Origin of the sequence: Kitasatospora sp. NPDC057595 (genome assembly GCF_042800875.1) — a bacterium.
In the GTDB taxonomy this organism is placed as follows: Bacteria; Actinomycetota; Actinomycetes; order Streptomycetales; family Streptomycetaceae; genus Kitasatospora.
The window spans coordinates 585,568-608,389 of sequence record NZ_JBHVGL010000001.1; the positions used below are offsets into that span (position 1 = coordinate 585,568).

Below are 22,822 nucleotides of genomic sequence, written 5' to 3' on the forward strand. Positions count from 1 at the left end.
GACCCGATGACCACCGTGATCGAGAAGAACCAGAAGAACGGCCGCCTGGAGGTTGGCACCCCGCTGCTGGAGGTCAAGGACCTCCACGTGGAGTTCCACACCCGGGACGGCGTGGCCAAGGCCGTGAACGGCGTCAACTACTCCGTGGCCGCCGGTGAGACCCTGGCGGTGCTCGGCGAGTCCGGCTCCGGCAAGTCGGTGACCGCCCAGACCATCATGGGCATCCTCGACATGCCGCCCGGCAAGATCAGCCAGGGCCAGATCCTCTTCCGCGGGCAGGACATGCTCGCGATGAAGGAGGAGGAGCGCCGGCAGATCCGCGGCCAGAAGATCGCGATGATCTTCCAGGACGCGCTCTCCTCGCTGAACCCGGTGATGACCGTCGGCGCGCAGCTGGGCGAGATGTTCCGGGTGCACCGCGGCGCCTCCAAGAAGGAGGCCCGGGAGAAGGCCATCGAGCTGATGGAGCGGGTGCGCATCCCCGCCGCCAAGCAGCGCGTGGGCGACTACCCGCACCAGTTCTCCGGCGGTATGCGCCAGCGCATCATGATCGCCATGGCGCTCTCCATGGAGCCCGACCTGATCATCGCCGACGAGCCCACCACCGCCCTGGACGTCACCGTCCAGGCCCAGGTGATGGACCTGCTCGCGGAGCTGCAGGACGAGTACAACATGGGCCTGATCCTGATCACCCACGACCTCGGCGTGGTCGCCGACGTCGCGGACAAGATCGCCGTGATGTACGCCGGCCGCATCGTCGAGACCGCCCCGGTGCACGACCTGTACGCGCGCCCGGCCCACCCGTACACCAAGGGCCTGCTCCGCTCCATCCCGCGCCTGGACCAGAAGGGCCAGGAGCTGTACGCGATCAAGGGCCTGCCCCCGAACCTGCTGAAGGTCCCGGCCGGCTGCGCGTTCAACCCTCGCTGTGACGTCGCCACCGACCTGTGCCGCACGGAGATCCCGAAGCTGCACCAGGTGACCGACAAGGACGGCAAGGAGCTCACCGGCCGCCGCAGCGCGTGCCACCTCTGGAAGGAGACCCTCCATGGCTGAGCCCATCCTGGAGGTCAAGGACCTGGTCAAGCACTACCCGCTGACCCAGGGCATCCTGTTCAAGAAGCAGGTCGGCGCCGTCAAGGCCGTCGACGGCGTCTCCTTCGAGCTGGCGAAGGGCGAGACGCTCGGCATCGTCGGCGAGTCCGGCTGTGGCAAGTCGACGCTGGCCAAGGTGCTGATGCACCTGGAGACGGCCACCTCCGGCCAGGTCCTGTTCAAGGGCGAGGACATCACCAAGCTGTCCGGCGCGGGCCTCAAGGCCGTCCGCCGGAACATCCAGATGGTGTTCCAGGACCCGTACACCTCGCTCAACCCGCGCATGACGGTCGGCGACATCATCGGCGAGCCCTTCGAGATCCACCCCGAGGTGGCTCCCAAGGGCGACCGCCGCAAGGCCGTCCAGGACCTGCTGGACGTCGTCGGCCTCAACCCGGAGTACATCAACCGGTACCCGCACCAGTTCTCGGGCGGTCAGCGCCAGCGCATCGGCATCGCCCGCGGCCTGGCGCTCAAGCCGGAGATCATCATCTGCGACGAGCCGGTCTCGGCCCTGGACGTGTCCGTCCAGGCCCAGGTGATCAACCTGCTGGAGCAGCTCCAGAACGACTTCGAGCTCTCCTACATGTTCATCGCCCACGACCTCTCGATCGTCCGGCACATCTCCGACCGCGTCGGCGTGATGTACCTCGGCAAGCTGGTCGAGATCGGCTCGGACGAGGAGATCTACGAGAACGCCACCCACCCGTACACCCAGGCGCTGCTCTCCGCGGTGCCGGTGCCGGACCCGGAGGCGCGCGCGAACCGCGACCGGATCATCCTGACCGGTGACATCCCCTCGCCGGCCAACCCGCCGTCGGGCTGCCGCTTCCGCACCCGCTGCTGGAAGGCGGAGGAGCGCTGCTCGACCGAGGTCCCGCTGCTGGCGGTGCCCGAGGTGCTGAGCGGCCCGGCCAAGCACCAGTCGGCGTGCCACTTCGCCGCCGTCCGGGAGACGGCCGCGGCCTGACGGCCCGACCGTTCCCGCCCGGAGGGGCCCGCTGCCGTTCGCGGCGCGGGCCCCTCCGGCGTTCGCGCGCCGGGCCTGCCGGGGCGTCAACCGGCACCGCGGCCCGTGCACCCTTCCGGGGGTACCGCACTCGCGCCGCCGGGCGGCCGCGCTTCTCATGGGGTGTGATGCGTCACACACCTTGAGGAGGGACCTCCATGCCCGTGGCCACCCGTGCTCGATGGGTCCTCGCCGCAGCGACGTCCGTGGCCCTGGTGGCCGGCGGATGCAGCAGCAGTGGCGGCGGGGGCGGCAGCAGCGGCTCGTCGGACAGCAGCAAGACCTTCAGCTACCAGAGCAGCGAGCCGCAGAACGCGCTGCAACCGGCCAACGCCAACGAGACCGGCGGCGGGCGCATCCTGCAGAACCTCTTCAAGGGCCTGGTCGACTACGATCCGGCGAACGCGAAGATCCGGATGCAGGTCGCGGACAAGATCGACACCAGCGACTCGCAGACCTTCGACGTCACGCTGAAGGACGGCTGGAAGTTCCACGACGGCACCCCGGTGCACGCCAAGAACTTCGTCGACGCCTGGAACTGGGCCGCGACCACCACCAACAACCAGATCAACAGCTCCTGGTTCTCCGACATCGAGGGCTACGCGGACGTCCACCCGGAGAGCGGCCAGCCGACCACCGCCAAGATGTCCGGGCTGACCGTCACCGACGACCTGCACTTCACCGTCAAGCTGAGCCACAAGGTCTCGTACTTCGAGTACAAGCTCGGCTACATCGCCTTCTCCCCGCTGCCGGACGCCTTCTACAACGACCCCACCGGGTACGGGCAGAAGCCGGTCGGCAACGGCGCCTACCAGTTCGTCAGCTGGGACCACAACCAGCAGGTGGTCACCAAGGCCTTCCCGGACTACCAGGGCGTGGACAAGCCGAAGAACGGCGGCATCGTCTTCAAGATGTACAGCACCTCCGAGGCCGCCTACGCCGATCTGCAGTCCAACAACCTGGACGTGATGGACCAGGTGCCGCCCTCCGCGCTGGCCACCTACAAGAGCGACCTCGGCGACCGGGCGATCGACGCCCCGCAGGGCGCCATCCAGAACATCGGCTTCACGCTCTACCAGGCCGACTGGGCCCCGCCGGAGAAGGCGAAGGTCCGCCAGGGCCTGTCGATGGCGATCGACCGCGACACCATCACCAAGACGGTCCTCCAGGGCTCGCGCAAGCCGGCCAGCGCCTGGGTCGCCGAGGGTGTCGAGGGCTACAAGGCCGGTCAGTGCGGTGACAACTGCACCTTCGACCCGGCCAAGGCCAAGCAGCTGATCACCGAGGGCGGCGGCGTGCCCGGCAACAGGATGACCATCACCTACAACGCCGACGGCGGCCACAAGGAGTGGGTCGACGCGGTCTGCAACTCGATCCGGCAGAACACCGGGGTGGAGTGCACCGGGGACCCGAAGCCGGACTTCAAGACCGCCCGCGCGGCGATCACCGGCCACCAGATCGACGGCGCCTTCCGCACCGGCTGGGTCCAGGACTACCCGCTGAACGCCAACTTCCTCGCCGACGTGTACCGCACGGGCGCGGCGTCCAACGACTTCGGCTACAGCAACGCGCAGTTCGACCAGCTCGCCACCCAGGCCGACGAGGCCGCCAGCGTGTCCGACACGGTGACCGGTTACCAGCAGGCCGAGGCGGTGCTGGCACAGGGCATGCCGGCCATCCCGCTCTGGTACTACCGCACCAACTCGGGCTACTCCACCAAGGTCCAGAACGTGACGTTCGACTCCTTCGGCAACCCGGCCTGGACGCAGGTCGAGGTCAAGGGCTGACCGGGCACGGCCTGGGTTCCCCCGCGGGCCCCGCCCTTCCCGCACGGAGGGCGGGGCCCGGGCACTCGATCACTTCTCCGGGAAGGAGGCTCGGATGGGCAGTTACGTGCTGCGGCGGGTGCTGCAGATGATCCCGGTGTTCTTCGGCACCACGCTGCTGATCTTCCTGATGGTCTACACGCTGCCGGGGGACCCGGTCGCGGCACTGTTCGGGGAGAAGGCCGCGGACCCCGCCGTGGTCGCCAATCTCAAGCACAAGTACTACCTGGACCAGCCGATCTGGAAGCAGTACCTGCACTACATGGGGAACCTCTTCCAGGGTGACTTCGGCACCAGCTTCACCGGCCGCCCGGTCTCGGACATCATGGCGCAGGCCTTCCCGGTGACCATCCGGCTGGCCCTGATGGCCTTCGCCTTCGAGATGATCTTCGGACTGCTGCTGGGCCTGGTCTCCGGGCTCAAGCGCGGCAGCATCCAGGACACCCTGGTGCTGGTCCTCACCCTGCTGGTGATCTCCATCCCGGTGTTCGTCCTGGCGTACATCGCGCAGACCGTCTTCGCGACCAACCTGGGCTGGGTCACCCCGACCGTCCAGGACTCCAGGGACCTCTCGCAACTGATCCTGCCGGCGATCGTGCTGGGCTCGCTGTCGCTGGCGTACGTCGCCCGGCTCACCCGCACCTCGATCGGCGAGAACCTGCGGGCCGACTACATGCGCACCGCGGTGGCCAAGGGCCTGCCCCGGCGCACCATCATCAGCCGTCACCTGCTGCGCAACTCGCTGATCCCGGTGGTCACCTTCCTCGGCACCGACCTCGGCGCGCTGATGGGCGGCGCGATCGTCACCGAGGGCATCTTCAACGTGCAGGGTGTCGGCAACGTCCTCTACCGGGCGATCAACCAGAAGGAGGGGCCGACCGTGGTCGGCATCGTCACCGTGCTGGTGATCGTCTACCTGGTGGCCTCCCTCGTCGTCGACCTGCTCTACGCGGTCCTGGACCCGAGGATCCGCTATGCCTGACGTCCACGACGAGAACTCCTACGAGCCGCATCCCAAGCCGGGAGTGGACCACTTGGACTACGCCGGCGAGCAGGGCATGGCGGTCGAGCAGGAGACCCTGATCGAGCGCGACCCGGACAAGCGGGAGGCGGCCCGCAGCCTCTGGGGCGACGCCTGGCGGGACCTGCGGCGGCGGCCGATCTTCCTGATCTCGGCGGTGCTGATCGTGCTGCTGATCGTGATGGCGATCTTCCCCTGGGCGTTCACCGACGCCGATCCGCGCAAGGCCGACCTGGTCCACAACTACCTCAAACGGCCGGACTGGACGGACTTCTTCGGCGCCGGCTGGTTCGGCTACGACGGCCAGGGCCGCTCCATCTACGCCCGGGTGGTGTACGGCGCCCGGGCCTCGATCACCGTCGGCATCTTCGTGACGGCGATGGTGACCGTGCTCGGCGGGCTGACCGGCATGGTGGCCGGTTACTTCGGCGGCACCGTGGACGCGGTGCTCTCCCGGATCATCGACATCTTCTTCGGCATCCCGCTGCTGCTCGGCGCGCTGGTGCTGCTGAACGCCTTCTCCGTCCGCACGGTGTGGACGGTGGTCGTCGCGCTGGGCGTGCTCGGCTGGACGCAGATCGCCCGCGTCATGCGCGGCGCGGTGCTGACGGTCAAACAGTCCGACTTCGTGGTGGCCGGCCGGGCGCTGGGCGCCGGGACCGGACGGCTGATGTTCCGGCACATCCTGCCGAACGCGGTCGCCCCGGTGATCGTGGTGGCGACCATCGCGCTGGGCGGCTACATCGCCACCGAGGCGACGCTGAGCTTCCTCGGCATCGGTCTCCAGGACCCGACCATCTCCTGGGGCATCGACATCTCCTCGGCCCAGAAGGTGATCCGGACCGCCCCGTTCGTCCTGTTCTTCCCGGCCGCGGCGCTCTCCATCACCGTGCTGGCCTTCATCATGCTGGGCGACGCGGTGCGCGACGCCCTCGACCCGAAGCTGCGCTGAGCGAGGGGACGCATTCGTGACCACAGCAGTCGATACCGGGAGGACCCGGCGGGAGGAGCCCTACGAGGGCCCGCTGCTCGACGTCCGCGACCTGCACGTCGAGTTCGTCACCCGGGACGGGGTGGCGAAGGCGGTCAACGGGGTCAACTACAGCGTCCGGGCGGGGGAGACGCTGGCGGTGCTCGGCGAGTCCGGCTCCGGCAAGTCGGTGACCGCGCAGGCGATCATGGGCATCCTGGACATGCCGCCGGCCCGCATCCCCCGGGGCGAGATCCGCTTCCGGGGCCAGGACATGCTGAAGATGGACAAGGAGACGCGGCGCAAGGTCCGCGGCCAGAAGATCGCGATGATCTTCCAGGACGCGCTCTCCTCGCTCAACCCGGTGCTCACCGTGGGCTTCCAGCTGGGCGAGATGTTCCGTGCCCACCACGGCAGCTCGCGCAAGGCGGCCAAGGAGAAGGCCGTCGAGCTGATGGAGCGGGTGCGCATCCCGGCGGCCCGGCAGCGGGTCAACGACTATCCGCACCAGTTCTCCGGGGGCATGCGCCAGCGCATCATGATCGCCATGGCGCTGGCCCTGGAACCGGACCTGATCATCGCCGACGAGCCCACCACCGCCCTGGACGTCACCGTGCAGGCCCAGGTGATGGACCTGCTCGCCGAACTCCAGGCCGAGTACCACATGGGGCTGATCCTGATCACCCACGACCTCGGCGTGGTCGCCGACGTCGCGGACAAGATCGCGGTGATGTACGCCGGCCGGATCGTGGAGACCGCCCCCGTGCACGAGCTGTACGCGCGCCCGGCGCACCCGTACACCCGCGGGCTGCTGGACTCGATCCCGCGCCTGGACCAGAAGGGCCAGGAGCTGTACGCGATCAAGGGCCTGCCGCCCAACCTGCTGCGGATCCCGCCGGGCTGCGCGTTCAACCCGCGCTGCCCGCGCGCCCAGGACATCTGCCGGCAGGAGGTGCCGGAGCTGTTCCCGGTCACCGAGGACGACGGCACCGAGCTGGCCGGGCGGGGCAGCGCCTGCTTCTTCTGGAAGGAGACCCTCCATGACCGTTGAGGGGCCCGGCGCGGTCGAGTCGCCGGTGGAGGCCGCCTTCGAGCAGGAGGTGGCGCGCGGCGAGCCGATCCTCGAAGTCCGCGACCTGGTCAAGCACTTCCCGCTGACCAGGGGCGTGCTGTTCAAGAAGCAGGTCGGCGCGGTGAAGGCGGTCGACGGGGTCTCCTTCGACCTCATGCAGGGGGAGACGCTCGGCGTCGTCGGCGAGTCCGGCTGCGGCAAGTCGACGCTGGCCAAGGTGCTGATGAACCTGGAGCCGGCCACCGGCGGCTCGGTGCGCTACAAGGGCGAGGACATCACCCGGCTCTCCGGGGCCGGGCTGAAGGCGGTGCGGCGCAACATCCAGATGGTGTTCCAGGACCCGTACACCTCGCTCAACCCGCGGATGACGGTCGGCGACATCATCGGCGAGCCCTTCGAGATCCATCCGGAGGTGGCACCGAAGGGCGACCGCCGCACGGCCGTCCAGGACCTGCTGGACGTCGTCGGCCTCAACCCGGAGTACATCAACCGGTACCCGCACCAGTTCTCGGGCGGTCAGCGCCAGCGCATCGGCATCGCCCGCGGCCTGGCGCTCAAGCCGGAGATCATCATCTGCGACGAGCCGGTCTCGGCCCTGGACGTCTCGGTCCAGGCCCAGGTGATCAACCTCCTGGAGCAGCTCCAGAACGAGTTCAACCTGTCGTACATGTTCATCGCGCACGACCTCTCGATCGTCCGGCACATCTCCGACCGGGTCGGCGTGATGTACCTCGGCAAGCTGGTCGAGATCGGCAGCGACCGGGAGATCTACGACCACGCCACCCACCCGTACACCCAGGCGCTGCTCTCCGCCGTCCCGGTGCCCGACCCGACGGCGCGGGAGAACCGGGACCGGATCGTGCTGACCGGTGACGTGCCCTCGCCGGCCAACCCGCCGTCGGGCTGCCGCTTCCGCACCCGTTGCTGGAAGGCGCAGGAGCGGTGCGCGGTGGAGGTCCCGCTGCTGGCGGCGCCGGACTGGCTGAGTGGGGCGGCCGCCCATGAGTCGGCCTGCCACTTCGCGGCCGAGCGCGACCAGGCCGACGGCGACCAGGCCGAGCGCGACCAGGCCGACGGCGACCGGGCCGAGGGCGGGCCGGAAAGCGGTTGACACCGGGGCCCGGCCCCGTCACGGAGCGCGTCCTCCTCCCGGAGGGCGCGCTCCCGCCTTTTCCGTCCGGCGACCTGCGGTAATTCCTGTGGGGGGTGACGGCCGTCCTCGAAATAGATCATTACGCTTCGTAAAGATTCGAATACCGGTGCTATCGGTTCGTTATTCGGAAAACGGAGCACGTCATTCCGGGCGCGATATGGCGGAATTTGCCGAGTATTGTCACGGGTTGGTCCCGGCCTGTAATTGAAAAGAGATGTAGCGGCGATTCCACCGAAGGGGTCGGTTGATCGATAGTTGCTCTGCGCGTATCAGTGGTCACCTCGCCAGCTGTGCGGATCGGCCCTGAGATGTCGACCCCCGCCGTGCCCGGCACACCGGGTGGCGGGGCGCCGTTCGTTCGTAAGCCCCTAAAACGAGGAGCAGTTGAATGAGGCTCACCAAGACCATGCGCTGGACCGCGCTGGCGGCGTGCACCGCGCTCGCGATCTCCGCCTGCAGCACGAGCAGCGACAAGAAGTCCACGGACGGGGCGAACGGGTCGGGCAAGACGGGTGGCTCGATCAGTATCCAGTCGGGTGAGCCGCAGCACGGGCTGGTCCCGCAGAACACCGCGGAGTCCGAGGGCGCCCAGGTCCTGAACGCGCTGTTCGCGGGCCTGGTGGAGTACGACCACCAGACCAACGAGCCGAAGCTGCGCGTCGCGGAGTCGATCGAGTCCCCGGACAGCAAGGTCTGGACGATCAAGCTGAAGGACGGCTACACCTTCCACAACGGGGAGAAGGTCACCGCCCAGTCCTTCGTCGACGCCTGGAACTGGGGTGCCAACCAGGACAACGCGGCCGAGGGCCTGCCGTTCTTCGCCAAGATCGAGGGCTCCGAGGACCTCTCGCCGGGCAAGGACAAGAAGCCGGCCACCGACAAGCTCAAGGGCCTGAAGGTCGTCGACGAGAAGACCTTCACCGTCGCCCTGAGCGCGCCGTTCTCGCAGTTCAAGATCATGCTGGGCTACACCGCCTTCTACCCGCTGCCGAAGGCCTTCTTCCAGGACCCGAAGGCCTTCGAGGACGCCCCGATCGGCAACGGCCCGTTCCAGATGGACGGCAAGTGGCAGCACAACCAGCAGATCAAGCTGAAGCGCTACGACAACTTCCCGGCGTCGGACGGAAAGGCCAAGCTGGATTCCGTCACCTTCAAGATTTACGACAAGCTGGAAACGGCCTACAACGACCTCCGGGCCGACAACATCCAGATCACCAACAAGCTCCCGATCTCGGCGATGGCGACCGTCGCCCAGGAATTCGGTGACCGCTACATCTACAAGCCGGAGTCGGGCGTCGGCTTCATCGGCTTCCCGATCGCGACCAACCCGGCCGCGTACGGCAAGCCGGAGATCCGCAAGGCGATCTCGATGGCGATCGACCGCGAGTCGATCACCAAGAACATCTTCTCGGGCACCCGCATCCCGGCCGACGACTTCATCAGCCCGATCATTCCGGGCTACCGCAAGGGCGCCATGGGCGACGCGGCGAAGTTCGACCCGGCCAAGGCCAAGGAGCTCTTCGTCACGGCCGGCGGTGTCCCGAACAACACCATCGAGCTGGGCTACAACGCCGACGGCGGCCACAAGGAGTGGATCGAGGCGGTCGGCAACCAGCTGAAGAAGAACCTCGGCGTCGAGGTGACCTTCAAGCCCTTCGAGAAGTTCGGCAAGATCCTCGACGAGCTGGGCGCCAAGCAGTACTCCGGGGCCTTCCGGATGGCCTGGCAGATGGACTACCCGTCGATCGAGAACTACCTGCGGCCGATCTTCTCCAAGGTCGCCATCGAGAACGGCTCGAACTACGGCGGCTACGTCAACGAGCAGTTCGAGGGCCTGCTGGCGCAGGCCGACCAGGCGAAGACCCAGGAGGAGGGCCTGAAGCTGTACCAGCAGGCCGACGACGTCCTCATCAAGGACCTGCCGTACATCCCCGTCTACACCTACATGACCTCCGCGGCCTACACCAAGAAGGTCAAGAACGTGGTCGTGGACGCGCAGAACCGCATCGACCTGGCCAACGTCGAGCTGGCCTGACCGCCCCCCAGCCCGACCGGCGCGTCCTGACGGGCGGCACGGGTCACCCCCGTGCCGCCCGGCTCCGGCGTGCCCAGACCACGAGGAGACCGCATGGGCCGCTATGTGGTCCGCCGGATCATCCAGGCCATACCTGTGATCCTCGGCGCGACATTCCTGATCTACGCACTGGTCTTCCTGCTGCCTGGCGACCCCATCACGGCACTGGCCGGTGAGAAGCGGCAGGACCCCGCCGTCGTCCAGGTCCTGCGGGACCGGTACCACCTGGACGACCCGTTCTTCATCCAGTACTGGGACTATCTGACCGGCCTGTTCAAGGGCGACTTCGGCGAGGACTACCGGGGCAACCAGGTCGTCGACGTGATGCAGCGGGCCTTCCCCTACACCATCAACCTGGCGCTGGTGGCGCTGGCCATCGAGATGGTGGTGGGTGTCACCGCGGGCGTGGTCGCGGCCCTGCGGCGCGGCAGGTTCATCGACAACGTGGTGCTGATCTCGACCCTGATGGTCATCTCGATCCCGGTCTTCGTGATCGGCTTCGTGCTCCAGCTGCTCCTCGGGGTGAAGCTCAACACCGACTACGGCATCGACTTCTTCCCGGTCTCCTTCAACGAGGAGGCCGGTTTCCGGTCCTATCTGCTGCCCGGCTACGTGCTCGCCTCGACCTCCCTGGCGTACGTCGCCCGGCTCACCCGGACCAGCCTGATCGAGGTCATGCGGGCGGACTACGTCCGCACGGCGGTCGCCAAGGGCCTCAGTCCGCTGCGGGTGGTGGTGCGGCACGGTCTGCGCAACGCGCTGATCCCGATCGTCACCTTCCTGGGCATGGACCTCGGCGGCCTGATGGGCGGCGCGGTCATCACCGAGGGCATCTTCAACATCCCCGGGGTCGGACACCAGCTCTTCCAGTCCGTCTACCTGCGGGAACGCACCATCGTCGTGGGCATCGTGAGTGCCCTGGTGATGGTCTACCTGTTCGCCAACCTGGTGGTCGACCTGCTGTACGCCGTCCTGGACCCGAGGATCCGCTATGAGTGAGCCGACGAAGAGCGAGAACGCGAGCGGGGCGATCCCCGGGCAGCGCGGCAGCGGCAAGGGCGGCAGGAAGGGCAAGGGCGGCAAGGGCGGCGAGCGGGTCGCCAGCCTCTGGAGCGACGCCTGGGCGGACCTGCGCCGCAGCCCGCTGTTCCTGATCGGCGCGTTCCTGGTCGTCTTCATGGTGCTGCTCGCCGTCGTCCCGCAGCTGTTCACCGACGCCGACCCGCGCGCCGGCGGCTTCTGCAACCTGGCCGACTCGCTGAAGCGGCCCAGCGGCAGCCACTGGTTCGGCTTCGACGTCCAGGGCTGCGACATCTACACCCGCACCGTCTGGGGCGCCCGCAACTCGATCATCGTGGGCCTGGTGACCACCACCCTGGTGGTCCTGGTCGGCGGCACCCTGGGCCTGTGGGCCGGCTGGATCGGCGGTTTCGGCGACAGCGTGCTCTCCCGGGTCACCGAGATCTTCTTCGCCATCCCGCTGCTGCTCGGCGGCATGCTGATCATGTCCACCTGGGGCAAGGGCAACGCCTGGACGGTCTCCGCGGTGATGGCCGTGCTCGGCTGGCCGCAGATCTACCGGCTGATGCGTTCGGCGGTGCTGGCCAACAAGCACAACGACTACGTGGTGGCGGCCCGCGCGCTGGGCGCCGGTACCGGGCGGATCGTCAGCCGGCACATCCTGCCGAACGCGGTCGCCCCGGTGATCGTGGTCTCCACCATCAACCTGGGCGTCTACATCGGCGCCGAGGCGGCGCTGTCCTACCTGGGCATCGGCATCCAGTCCCCGGCGATCTCCTGGGGCCTGATGATCAGTGACGCCCAGTCCCGCTTCCTGAACGCCCCGCACGTCCTGCTCTTCCCGGCGATCGTGCTGAGCATCACCGTGCTGGCGTTCATCATGCTCGGCGACGCGGTGCGCGACGCCCTCGACCCGAAGCTGCGCTGAGGAGGGCCGCGGACCATGACTGACATGACCCAACCGGCGAAGGACGGCTCCGGCACGGGCCGGGACGCGGTGGAGGTGCTGGGGGCGCGCCGGGAGAGCCTGGTGCCCGGCACCCCGCTGCTGGAGGTCGACGACCTGCACATCGAGTTCCACACCCGGGACGGCGTCGCCAAGGCCGTCAACGGGGTGAGCTACTCGGTGTCGGCCGGGGAGACGCTGGCGGTGCTCGGCGAGTCCGGCTCCGGCAAGTCGGTGACCGCGCAGGCGATCATGGGCATCCTCGACATGCCCCCGGGGCGGATCACCGCGGGCTCGATCCGGTTCCGGGGCGAGGACCTGCTCACCATGAGCCCCAGGGCCCGGCGGTCGGTGCGCGGGCGGAAGATCGCGATGATCTTCCAGGACGCGCTCTCCTCGCTCAACCCGGTGCTCAGCGTCGGCTACCAGCTCGGCGAGATGTTCCGGGTGCACCAGGGCGCCGGCCGCAAGGAGGCCAAGGCGAAGGCCGTCGAGCTGATGGAGCGGGTGCGGATCCCGGCGGCCCGGCAGCGGGTCGACGACTATCCGCACCAGTTCTCCGGCGGCATGCGCCAGCGCATCATGATCGCCATGGCGCTGGCCCTGGAGCCGGACCTGATCATCGCGGACGAGCCGACCACCGCGCTGGACGTCACCGTGCAGGCCCAGGTGATGGACCTGCTCGCCGAACTCCAGGCCGAGTTCAACATGGGCCTGATCCTGATCACCCACGACCTGGGCGTGGTCGCCGACGTCGCGGACAAGATCGCGGTGATGTACGCGGGCCGGATCGTCGAGACCGCTCCCGTGCACGACCTGTACGCGCGCCCGGCCCACCCGTACACCAAGGGCCTGCTCAACTCGATCCCCCGGCTGGACCAGAAGGGCCAGAACCTCTACGCCATCCAGGGCCTGCCGCCGAGCCTGCTGCGGATCCCGGACGGCTGCGCGTTCAACCCGCGCTGCGACCGGGCCCAGGACGTCTGCCGCACCGAACTCCCGCGCCTGGTGGCGGTGCTGGACGCCCAGGGGGCCGATCTGCCGGGCCGGCGCAGCGCCTGCCACTTCTGGAAGGAGACCCTCCATGGCTGAGCCCATCCTGGAGGTCAGGGACCTGGTCAAGCACTACCCGCTCACCCAGGGGATCGTCTTCAAGCGGCAGGTCGGCGCCGTGCGGGCGGTGGACGGCGTCTCCTTCCGGCTGGCGAAGGGGGAGACGCTGGGCATCGTCGGCGAGTCCGGCTGCGGCAAGTCGACGCTGGCCAAGGTGCTGATGAACCTGGAGAAGGCCACCTCCGGCGAGGTGCGGTTCAAGGGCGAGGACATCACCCGGCTCTCCGGGGCCGGGCTGAAGGCGGTGCGGCGCAACATCCAGATGGTGTTCCAGGACCCGTACACCTCGCTCAACCCGCGGATGACGGTCGGCGACATCATCGGCGAGCCCTTCGAGATCCATCCGGAGGTGGCTCCCAAGGGCGACCGCCGCAGGGCCGTCCAGGACCTGCTGGACGTCGTCGGCCTCAACCCCGAGTACATCAACCGCTATCCGCACCAGTTCTCCGGCGGTCAGCGCCAGCGCATCGGCATCGCCCGCGGCCTGGCGCTCAAGCCGGAGATCATCATCTGCGACGAGCCGGTCTCGGCCCTGGACGTCTCGGTCCAGGCCCAGGTGATCAACCTCCTGGAGCAGCTCCAGAACGACTTCCAGCTCTCCTACATGTTCATCGCCCACGACCTCTCGATCGTCCGGCACATCTCCGACCGCGTCGGCGTGATGTACCTCGGCACGATGGTCGAGATCGGGACGGAGGAGCAGATCTACTCCCACCCGACCCATCCGTACACCCAGGCGCTGCTCTCCGCCGTCCCGGTGCCCGACCCGACCGGACGCGAGCAGCGCGAGCGGATCCTGCTCAGCGGCGACATCCCCTCGCCGGCCAACCCGCCGTCGGGCTGCCGCTTCCGCACCCGCTGCTGGAAGGCGGAGGAGCGCTGCTCGACCGAGGTCCCGCTGCTGGCCGTGCCGTCGGCGCTGAGCGGGCCGGCCGCGCACGAGTCGGCCTGCCACTTCGCGGAGGTGCGGGACGTGATCGGCGCGGGCTGAGCGCGCGCGGGCCGGTCCCGCGGGGCCCCGGAGTCGTCACGGGCTCCGGGGCCCCCGCCGTGCGCGGCGAAACGTCACTTCAGATAGCCGACGTTCTCCCAGACGATGTCGGACAGCCCCTGGGCACCGATGTTGGCGAGGTCGGTGCGGGCGCCGAAGAGCTGCGGGCGCTGGTAGAGCGGCAGCATCCCGGCCACCTTCCACAGCTCCCCGTCGGCCTGGTTGATGGCCTCGAAGGCGCCGGCCGCGTCGGTCGCCGCACCCGCCCGGTCGAACGCGGCGTCCACCGCCGGGCTGCCGGCCTGGGAGTGGTTGGTACCGCCGTTGGTGGCGAAGTTGGTCCGGTTGCCGCTGGCCGGGAACGGCGTGCCCAGCAGCGAGTAGGCGGCGATGTCGAAGTCCCGCCGGTTGACGTACTTGTCGAAGAAGTCGTTGGGGCTGGCGGTGACGGTGGTGACCTTGATCCCGACGTCCTTGAGCATGCCGGTGGTGACGGCGGCCTCGTTCTGGGCCTGGGTGACGCCGGCCGGGATGACCATCCGCAGGTTGAGCTCCTTGCCGTCCTTGCGGCGGACGTCGCCGTCGAGCTTCCAGCCGGCCGCGTCGAGCTTGCGGACGGCCTCGGCCGGGTCGTAGCGGCTGAGGCCCAGGGAGTTGTCCCGGTAGGCGTTCTGGTTGGCCACCAGCAGGTGGTTGTTGAGGGTGACGGTGGGCCAGTCGAGCCCGGCCAGGTCGGAGCGGGTGATGGCGTCCCGGTTGATCGCCTGGAACAGCGCCTGGCGCACGGTCGGGTCGGTGAGCCCGGGGCTGCGGCTGTTCAGCGTGAACTGCCGGAAGTCGGGCCCGCCGGCCCGTCGGACGGCGGCGCCCGGGGTGCTGCGGATCAGCTGGTAGCCGGCCACGTCCGGGCCGTTGTTGAACAGGTCCAGCTCGCCCTTGTTGAAGGCGGCGGCCATCGTATTGGGCACCATGGCGCGGAAGACGATCCGGTCCAGCAGCGGCTTCTCGCCCCACCAGGCCGGGTCGGCGACCAGGGTGACGGTCAGCGCGGCCCGGTCCATCTTCTCCACCTTGAACGGGCCGGCGGTGACCGGGATGGCGTCCAGGTAGGAGGTGTTGAACAACTCGGGCGTGGCGACCCGGCTCGCCGGCAGCAGCGGGGCGTTGGCGGCGCCGTTGAACATCGACTGCCACTCGGAGTACGGCCGCTCGAAGGTCATCACGGCCTGGTAGTCGTCCTTGCCGCGCTCGACCGCCGAGACCTGCTCGAAGCCGGTGCTGCTGGCCGCCCGGTACGCCGGGTCCTTGCCGTTCAGCGCCCGCCAGTTGGCCTCGATGTCGCGCCAGGTGATCGGCGTGCCGTCGGACCAGCGCGCCTTGGGGTTCAGCGTCCAGACCACGACCTGCCGGCCGTCCCGCTGTTCGGCGTGCGCGTCCTGCAGGTAGGCGGGGTTGGGGGTCTGGGTGCCGGCCGCGTCGGAGCGGAAGAAGGTCGGCAGCAGCGGCTTGCTGACGGCGATGGTGGAGGACTCGCCTCCGTCGGTCTGGATCGGCGACCACTGGCTGGAGTACTGCGGGATCGCCACCCGCAGGGTGCCGCCCTGGCGCAGCTCGGCGCGGTCGTGCGGATTGATGTCGACGGCGGTGAGCTTGGGGCTCTCGACCGCGCTCGGGAGGGCGCGGGCGCCGCCGTCGGAGCCGCCGACGGGGGCGCAGGAACAGAGCGACAGCGACAGCGAGACGGCGGTGAGGCCGGCGAGCAGGGCCGTGCGGCGGTACAGGGGGCGGCCCATGGTGGTTCTCCCGGGGCGGACGCGGCGGATGACAGGCGACACATCTTGCTGACCCGGGAGCGGCGTTGTCGAGGGGCGGGCCCGGATCCGGGCCCGCCCCCCGATAACGGTTCGGTCAGACCGGGAACTTGAAGGTGCGGTCCCGGTCGCCGGTCTTGTCGAGCAGCGCGGTGATCTGGTCCGCGACGTCCTGCGTGGTGATCGTGACCAGCTGGCCGTTCTTCTTGGTCTTCACCTTGTCGAAGCCGGCGGCCGCCAGCTGGCGGCCGAGCGCGTCGAGGTCCCACTTGGGCACGAACTTGCCGTTGGCGTCCGGGACGAGGGTGAGGGCCGCGGCCGCGGTCTTCGGCCCGAAGTCGAACTTCTTGGCGCCGGCCGTGATGTGGATCTGGCCGTTCACCACGGACTTGCCGAGGGTGTCCGCCGCGCCCTGGAGGGCCTGTGCGGAGGTCTTCGGCTGGGCGGCGGTCACCGCCAGCGCGACGGGCTGCTCGGACTTGCCCGCGGCGCGGTCGCGGTAGGCCGCGTCGACCAGGTCGACGGCGGCGGCCGAGTCCACCGCCTGCCCGGCCTTGCCGGGGACGACGACGGCCTCGCCGGTCTCGGAGAACTTGACGTAGCCCTCCTGCAGGCCCTGGCCGCTGCCGCCGGCCAGCGCCTCCAGCGCGGACTTGAGCTTGGCCCGGTCGACCTTGACCTCCGGCGGCACCGCCTTCTCGTCGCCCTTGAGCGACTTGAGGACGTCCATCGGGTTATAGGAGTGCTGGGCGAGCTTGTCCACGGTGGCGGTGGTGTCGAAGGCGAGCCCGGCGGCGGTCGGGTCGAGGTCCACGGTCTGCTCGCCGACCTTCAGCTTGACCGGCTGCTGGCCGGCCTTGCCGATGCTCTCGTCGAGCTGGTGGATGGCCTGGTCGCGGCTGCTGCCGCCGATGTCCGTGCCGAGCACCACCGTGCCCTTGGGGACGTCGGACTGGTTCAGCATCAGCCCGGTGCCGTAGGCGGCGGCGCCGAGGAAACCCACCCCGGCGACGGCGTAGGTGGCGAGCTTGACCAGCTTCTTGGCGGCGCTCGGCCTGGGCTTGGGGGCCGGTGCGGGCTTGGCGGCGGCGGGCGCCGGCTTCGGGCCGGACGGGCCGTCCGCCGCGGGGGCGGTGGCGGCGGCCGGGGCGGCGGGCACGCTCTCGGGGTCGAAGGGGGCGGCGGCGGGCTCGCCCTGGCGGCCGGGGGCGCCGGGGAACAGGCCGCCGGGGGCCGGGGCGCCGTTCGGGCCGCCGGCGGCCGGGCGCTGGGCGGCGAACGGGTCGGCACCGGCCGGGGCACCGGGGAAGAGACCGGGCTGGGCGGCGGCGTCCGGGGCGGCGGGGCCGGTGGGCGCGCCGGGTATGGGCGCGGCCGGGGCGTCGTCGCGGATCGGGGCGAAGCCGTCGACCGAGGTGTCCTCGGGGCTCGGCGCGCCGGGCCCGCCGGGGGCCGGGGGCCGCTGGACGGCGAACGGGTCGACGGGCGCGAAGGGGGCGGCCGGGGCCGGCGCGGCGAACTGCTCGGTGGGGGAGTCGGTGTAGACGCCGGCCTCGTCGGCGGGCAGCTCGGGCGCGGCGCCGTACGGGGAGGCGGGCGCGCCGGTCGGCTGCGGTGCGGACGGCTGGGCCTGCGGGGGCACCCGGCGGCCGTTGGCGACGGCCGCACCGGGGGCGGCCGCGGCGGGGCGCCCGGTCCGCGGGTTCTCCGGCTGCGGGCGGGGAGCACCGCCCGCCCGGGCGGCGGCGCGCTGCGGGCCGGCCGGGGCCGGGGCGGCCGGTGCGCCACCGGCGGCCGGGGTGGCGGTCGGCTCCGGGGCGGTGCCCTCGGTGGCCGGGGCCTTCTTCTGGCGCGGGCGGAACCACGCGCCGGTCGACTCGGCCTCGGAGGTGGCCGGTGGGATCTGCCACTCCGGCGGCAGGTGCGGCGGGGCGCCGCGGGTGCCGCCGTCCATCACGCCGAGCACCGGGGAGGCGGGCGCGGCGGAGCGGTGCCGGGGGCCGGCCGGCTCGGCGGCGGGCGCCGGGGTGTCCTCGTCGCCGCCGTCCTCGTTCTTGACGGTGCTGCGGACCACCACCGGCGGGATCGGGCGCGAGCCGGGGATGTTGATCCGGACCCGGGTGGTGAGGGTGGTCTCGGTCTTCGGGCCCTCGTCCTCGCCCTCCGGAGCCGAGCCCTTGGCGGCGCCGGCGCCGCCCGTGCGGTCGCCGCCGGGGAAGCCCGGTGTGCCGTAGGGCGGGGTGCCCGACGGGTAGGCGTCCGGGCCCGTGCGCCGAGGCGTCGGGTGGGCGTTGTCAGATTCGCGGCTGCTCAATGCTGCTCTGCTCCGGGTTCGCGGGCCGGCCGTGCGGCGCGACCGCGGTTCGTCTGCGCCGGGCCTGGCGGGCGGCGTCGGGTACGGCGTTCTGCGGCACCACCATACTGGGAAGAACCGACCGGTGAACCGGTTCGGAGAGATCCCGATACGTCCGGTTCCTCCGGTATGAGAGTACGACCGGGCGGTGCTGACTGCTCGTCGTACCGGCCACCGTACGCGGTTGCCCGCCGGGGTCAGCGCGGTGGGCCGGTCACTCCGGGGAACCAGCCGGCGCGGGTGGGCAGGGTGGCGCAGATCACGCACAGGATCGAGCCGGCGAACAGCCAGCCGAGCGAGGTGGCGTTGGTCCAGAGCACGTTGTCCCCCTCAGGGCGGGGGACCATCACCATCAGCAGCGCCAGGAACCAGCCGGCCGCCGGGACGCCCGCGCCGAGCCGGGTGCCGGTCACCCGCAGGCCGCCGTAGAAGGTGGCGGCGGTGGCGGCGAGCGCCAGCAGGACCCCCACGGGGGGCCACAGGGCCTGCACGAACGCTCCGCAGACCGACACTGCGAAGCCCAGCGGGAAGAGCAGGACGTAGGCCGTGATCCGTACGGCGCGCGGGGGCTGGGGCTCCTTCAGCCGCTCGTCCCGGGTGCCGAGGACGGCCGCGGGGATCGAGCGGCGCGCGGGCCGCTCGGGGGCGGGCGAGGTCATCGGGCACGCTCCTCGGAGGTCGCGTCGGGGCCGGTCTCCAGACCGGCGAACAGGTCGTCCTCCGGCAGCCGCGGCCCGGCCTGGCCGTGCACAAGCTGGTAGTACTCGGTGACGAGCAGCGGCTGGCCCAGGTGGTTGGAGAGCGCGAAGAACGCGCCGGTGGGGTCCACGGTGATCTGGGTGGCGTGCGCGGCCATCGCGGCGGCCTTGCGGCCGGCGTACGTGGCGCCGTCCAGCGCCGTGGTGACCAGCTCGTCGTCCACCACCCCGGGGACGTCCGCCGGCTCGGCCACGCCCGGGAACGGCGCCTTCTCGGCGGTCTCGGCGAGGGCCCGTTCGAGCACCGACCGGGGCACCCGGTTCCAGTACACCTTGGCGATCCGCCAGGCCGGACCCAGCTCGGGCCGGTACGCCGGGTCGGCGGCCAGCTCGTGGGCGCGCGTCGCGACCCGGTGCGCCTGGATGTGGTCGGGGTGCCCGTAGCCGCCGTGCTCGTCGTAGGTGACCAGCACCTGCGGGCGCACCTCGCGGACCACGGCCACCAGCCGGCCGGCCGCCTCGTCCACGTCGGCCCGCCAGAAGCAGCCGGGCACGTCGTTGTCGGGCACGCCCATCATCCCGGAGTCGCGGTAGCGGCCCGGGCCGCCGAGGAAGCGGACGTCGGTGACCCCGAGCGCGGCCATCGCCTCCGTCAGCTCGCCGATCCGGTACGCGCCGAGCCGGTCCTCCCGATCCGCCGTCAGATGGGCCAGCTCCGGCGGGATCACCTCGCCGCCCTCGCCGAGGGTGCAGGTCACCAGGGTCACCTGGGCGCCCTCGGCGGCGTACCGGGCCATCGTGGCGCCGTTGTTGATCGACTCGTCGTCGGGGTGCGCGTGCACCAGGAGCAGGCGGCGGCCGGTAGTGGCGGTCATGGGAGGAAGCCTAACGACCGGCGCGCCGCCCGGTGACCGCACGCGGCGGGTCAGAGCCGCAGGCCGTTGATCATTCCGGCGAGGTTGCTGGTGACCTGGCTGATCGAGGGGGCGATGGAGCTGGACGCCAGGTAGAAGCCGAGCAGCGCGCAGACGATCGCGTGCGCGAGCTTCAGGCCGGAGCGGCGGATCAGCACCACCACGATGACCAGCATCAGCATGGCGGCGGAGATGGACAGGGCCATGGCGGCTCACACTCCTCGGGGCCTGGCGAGCACTCGTGCACCAGTCATACCCGAAGAGTGAGGTCTCCATGACGCTGGGTGAGTCCGCATGCCCCGGGGCACGGTCGCACTCGTGGGGCGCATGGGCCGGTCGGAGGGGGTGCGGAGCCCGTCCGGGCGTACTTGCGGCCGATGCTCCGAACGAGTGATCACCATCCGCCCACCCCGGGTCGTAGGGTCTGGTGCCATGACCTCCACCCCTGCGGACACCTTCCCGCGGCAGTACGCGCGCACCCTGCGCTACACCGTCGGCGCCCCCCGGTCGTTCTCCGTCGCACCCGACGGCTCCCGGGTCGTCTTCCTGCGCTCGCTCCCCCAGTCTTCGGCCGGGGGGACCCCCAAGGGCAGCGGCCGCGCCAACCTGCTCTGGACCCTCGACACCGCCACCGGTGAGGAGCGGATCGCCGCCGACCCGGTCGTGCTGCTCGGCGGCGGCGAGGAGGACCTCTCCCCGGCCGAGAAGGCCCGCCGCGAGCGCAGCCGCGAGGGCTCGGCGGGCATCGTCGGCTACGCCCTGGACGGCGCCGGCCGGCTCGCCGCCTTCGCCCTGTCCGGCCGGCTGTTCGTCGCCGACCTGGTCGCCGGCACCGCCACCGAGCTGCCCGCCGAGGGCCCGCTGCTCGACCCGCGCCCCTCCCCGGACGGCACCCACGTCGCGTACGCCACCACCTCCGGCGAGCTGCGGCTCATCCGGGTCGACGGCACCGGCGACCGCGCCCTCGCCCGGCCGGACGGGCCGAACGTGACGTGGGGCCAGGCCGAGTTCATCGCCCAGGAGGAGATGGGCCGCGACCGCGGCCACTGGTGGTCCCCGGACGGCGATCGGCTGCTCGTCGAGCGGGCCGACGACACCCCGGTCCACCGCTGGTGGATCGCCGACCCGGCCAACCCGGACCGCGAGCCCGCCGAGGTCGCCTACCCGGCCGCCGGCACCGCCGACGCCGAGGTCGGCCTCTGGCTGTTCGGCCTGGACGGCACCCGCACCGAGGTCGTCTGGGACCGCGAGGCCTTCCCCTACCTGGCCCGGGCGCACTGGTCGAAGGGCGGCGTGCCGCTGCTGCTCGTCCAGTCCCGCGACCAGCGCGTCCAGCGGACCCTCGGCCTGGACGTCGCCACCGGCGCCACCGAGGTGCTGCACGAGGAGCGCGACGACGTCTGGCTGGAGCTGTTCCAGGGCGTCCCGGCCTGGACCCCGGACGGCCGGCTGGTGCGGATCTCCGACGAGTCCGGCGCGCGGTCGCTGGTCATCGGCGACCACACCGCCACCGGGCCCGACCTGCATCTGCGCTCGGTGCTCGCGGTCACCGCCGAGGAGGTCTTCTTCACCGCCTCCGGCGGCGCCGCCGAGACCGACCCCGAGCCCGGCTGGGTCGCCGTCGGCCGGATCAGCCACGACGGCAAGCGGCTCTCCTGGGAGTCCGCGAACGGCCGCCCGTTCACCTCCGTCACCACCGCCGTGCACGCGGCCGGCGTCACCGTGCGGGCCACCGCCGAGCCCGACCTGCCCGGCACCCTGGTGCAGGTCGCCCGGGACCTGCCGGAGGGCGTCGTGGTGGACGACGTCGCCGTGATCGCCTCGTACGCCGAGACCCCGGTGATCACCGCCCGCCCGGTGTTCCGCTTCGCCGGCGAGCGGCGCATCCCCGCCGCGGTCTTCCTGCCCACCGGCTACGACCGCGGGCGGGACGGCCTGCTGCCGGTGCTGATGGACCCCTACGGCGGCCCGCACGGCCAGCGCGTCGTCCAGGCCCACAACCCGCACCTCAACTCGCAGTGGTTCGCCGACCAGGGCTTCGCGGTCGTCGTCGCCGACGGCCGCGGCACCCCCGGGCGCGGGCCGGCCTGGGAGAAGTCGATCCACCACGACTTCGCCGGGGCCACCCTGGACGACCAGGCCGACGCGCTGCGGGCGCTCGCCGAGGAGTTCCCGCTCGACCTCGGCCGGGTCGCCATCCGCGGCTGGTCGTACGGCGGCTACCTCGCCGCGCTCGCCGTGCTGCGCCGCCCCGACGTCTTCCACGCGGCGGTCGCGGGCGCGCCGGTCACCGACTGGCGGCTGTACGACACCCACTACACCGAGCGCTACCTGGGCCACCCGGCCGAGCACCCCGAGGTGTACGACGCCAACTCGCTGACCGGCTACGCGGCCGGCCTGGAGCGCCCGCTGATGATCATCCACGGGCTCGCCGACGACAACGTGGTGGCCGCGCACACCCTGCGGCTGTCCTCGGCGCTGCTCGCCGCCGGGCGCCCGCACACCGTGCTGCCGCTCTCCGGCGTCACCCACATGACGCCGCAGGAGGAGGTCGCGGAGAACCTGCTGCTGCTCCAGGTCGACTTCGTGAAGAAGTCGCTCGGGATCTGACGGCGGTCCGTGCGTTGGGCCTTTAAATCCTGATTGCGAAAGCACCTAGGCGGGCACGGCCCCCCCACCCCCGCCCCGCGGGCCCCCGAGTGGGGCAACCCCGGCCCCCCAGGGAGGGCCCCGGCCCAGGGGGGGGGGGAATTAGC

Annotated in this window: 18 protein-coding genes; 13 read left to right on the forward strand and 5 right to left on the reverse strand. The window is 70.8% G+C overall.

Annotation, left to right across the window (positions count from 1 at the left end; translation table 11 throughout):
• The first annotated feature begins 6 nt into the window (after window positions 1-6).
• From ACFU9E_RS02535 to ACFU9E_RS02590, 12 genes are all read left to right on the forward strand, one after another.
• Window positions 7-1,056, forward strand: a complete 1,050-nt coding sequence (locus ACFU9E_RS02535; RefSeq protein ID WP_380683164.1) for an ABC transporter ATP-binding protein — start codon at window positions 7-9, stop codon at window positions 1,054-1,056.
• Window positions 1,049-2,065 (forward strand): ABC transporter ATP-binding protein, encoded by a 1,017-nt coding sequence (locus tag ACFU9E_RS02540; RefSeq protein ID WP_380714710.1) that lies wholly within the window; start codon window positions 1,049-1,051, stop codon window positions 2,063-2,065. The genes ACFU9E_RS02535 and ACFU9E_RS02540 overlap by 8 nt, the downstream gene beginning before the upstream one ends.
• A gap of 197 nt (window positions 2,066-2,262) precedes the next feature.
• Window positions 2,263-3,891, forward strand: coding sequence for an ABC transporter substrate-binding protein (locus ACFU9E_RS02545; RefSeq protein ID WP_380684653.1), 1,629 nt, complete (start codon window positions 2,263-2,265; stop codon window positions 3,889-3,891).
• Window positions 3,892-3,985: 94 nt separating this feature from the next.
• Window positions 3,986-4,912, forward strand: a complete 927-nt coding sequence (locus tag ACFU9E_RS02550) for an ABC transporter permease (RefSeq protein ID WP_380684654.1) — start codon at window positions 3,986-3,988, stop codon at window positions 4,910-4,912.
• A gap of 76 nt (window positions 4,913-4,988) precedes the next feature.
• Window positions 4,989-5,903, forward strand: coding sequence for an ABC transporter permease (locus ACFU9E_RS02555; protein WP_380684662.1), 915 nt, complete (start codon window positions 4,989-4,991; stop codon window positions 5,901-5,903).
• 16 nt (window positions 5,904-5,919) lie between these two features.
• A complete protein-coding gene (locus tag ACFU9E_RS02560; RefSeq protein WP_380684655.1) occupies window positions 5,920-6,972 on the forward strand; it encodes an ABC transporter ATP-binding protein in 1,053 nt (350 codons plus the stop codon).
• Window positions 6,962-8,104, forward strand: coding sequence for an ABC transporter ATP-binding protein (locus tag ACFU9E_RS02565; RefSeq protein WP_380684656.1), 1,143 nt, complete (start codon window positions 6,962-6,964; stop codon window positions 8,102-8,104). The genes ACFU9E_RS02560 and ACFU9E_RS02565 overlap by 11 nt, the downstream gene beginning before the upstream one ends.
• A 430-nt stretch (window positions 8,105-8,534) precedes the next feature.
• The gene (locus tag ACFU9E_RS02570) at window positions 8,535-10,181 is read left to right on the forward strand and encodes an ABC transporter substrate-binding protein (RefSeq protein WP_380684657.1); all 1,647 of its coding nucleotides are present in this window, start codon (window positions 8,535-8,537) and stop codon (window positions 10,179-10,181) included.
• A gap of 93 nt (window positions 10,182-10,274) precedes the next feature.
• A complete protein-coding gene (locus tag ACFU9E_RS02575; protein WP_355370008.1) occupies window positions 10,275-11,219 on the forward strand; it encodes an ABC transporter permease in 945 nt (314 codons plus the stop codon).
• Window positions 11,212-12,168 (forward strand): ABC transporter permease, encoded by a 957-nt coding sequence (locus ACFU9E_RS02580; protein WP_380684658.1) that lies wholly within the window; start codon window positions 11,212-11,214, stop codon window positions 12,166-12,168. The genes ACFU9E_RS02575 and ACFU9E_RS02580 overlap by 8 nt, the downstream gene beginning before the upstream one ends.
• A 15-nt stretch (window positions 12,169-12,183) precedes the next feature.
• On the forward strand, window positions 12,184-13,278 hold the full coding sequence (locus ACFU9E_RS02585; protein WP_380684659.1) for an ABC transporter ATP-binding protein: 1,095 nt from the start codon (window positions 12,184-12,186) through the stop codon (window positions 13,276-13,278).
• Window positions 13,271-14,290: an ABC transporter ATP-binding protein gene (locus ACFU9E_RS02590; protein ID WP_380714711.1), complete on the forward strand. Its 1,020-nt coding sequence runs from the start codon at window positions 13,271-13,273 to the stop codon at window positions 14,288-14,290. The genes ACFU9E_RS02585 and ACFU9E_RS02590 overlap by 8 nt, the downstream gene beginning before the upstream one ends.
• A 74-nt stretch (window positions 14,291-14,364) precedes the next feature.
• Here the strand turns inward: ACFU9E_RS02590 and ACFU9E_RS02595 are convergent, their stop codons facing one another.
• From ACFU9E_RS02595 to ACFU9E_RS02615, 5 genes are all read right to left on the reverse strand, one after another.
• Window positions 14,365-16,083: an ABC transporter family substrate-binding protein gene (locus ACFU9E_RS02595; protein ID WP_380683166.1), complete on the reverse strand. Its 1,719-nt coding sequence runs from the start codon at window positions 16,081-16,083 to the stop codon at window positions 14,365-14,367.
• Window positions 16,084-16,198: 115 nt separating this feature from the next.
• Window positions 16,199-18,415 (reverse strand): hypothetical protein, encoded by a 2,217-nt coding sequence (locus ACFU9E_RS02600; protein ID WP_380714712.1) that lies wholly within the window; start codon window positions 18,413-18,415, stop codon window positions 16,199-16,201.
• A 236-nt stretch (window positions 18,416-18,651) separates the two neighbouring features.
• A complete protein-coding gene (locus ACFU9E_RS02605) occupies window positions 18,652-19,113 on the reverse strand; it encodes a DUF6113 family protein (RefSeq protein ID WP_380687678.1) in 462 nt (153 codons plus the stop codon).
• On the reverse strand, window positions 19,110-20,027 hold the full coding sequence (gene mshB, locus ACFU9E_RS02610) for an N-acetyl-1-D-myo-inositol-2-amino-2-deoxy-alpha-D-glucopyranoside deacetylase (protein WP_380687680.1): 918 nt from the start codon (window positions 20,025-20,027) through the stop codon (window positions 19,110-19,112). Before mshB ends, ACFU9E_RS02605 begins: the two co-directional genes overlap by 4 nt.
• Before the next feature lie 50 nt (window positions 20,028-20,077).
• Window positions 20,078-20,272 (reverse strand): DUF2304 family protein, encoded by a 195-nt coding sequence (locus ACFU9E_RS02615; RefSeq protein ID WP_344344199.1) that lies wholly within the window; start codon window positions 20,270-20,272, stop codon window positions 20,078-20,080.
• Between the two features lie 226 nt (window positions 20,273-20,498).
• Here ACFU9E_RS02615 and ACFU9E_RS02620 point away from each other — a divergent pair, with 226 nt between their 5' ends.
• Entirely contained in the window at window positions 20,499-22,676 is a 2,178-nt protein-coding gene (locus ACFU9E_RS02620; RefSeq protein ID WP_380687682.1) for a prolyl oligopeptidase family serine peptidase, read from the forward strand.
• Window positions 22,677-22,822: the final 146 nt, after the last annotated feature.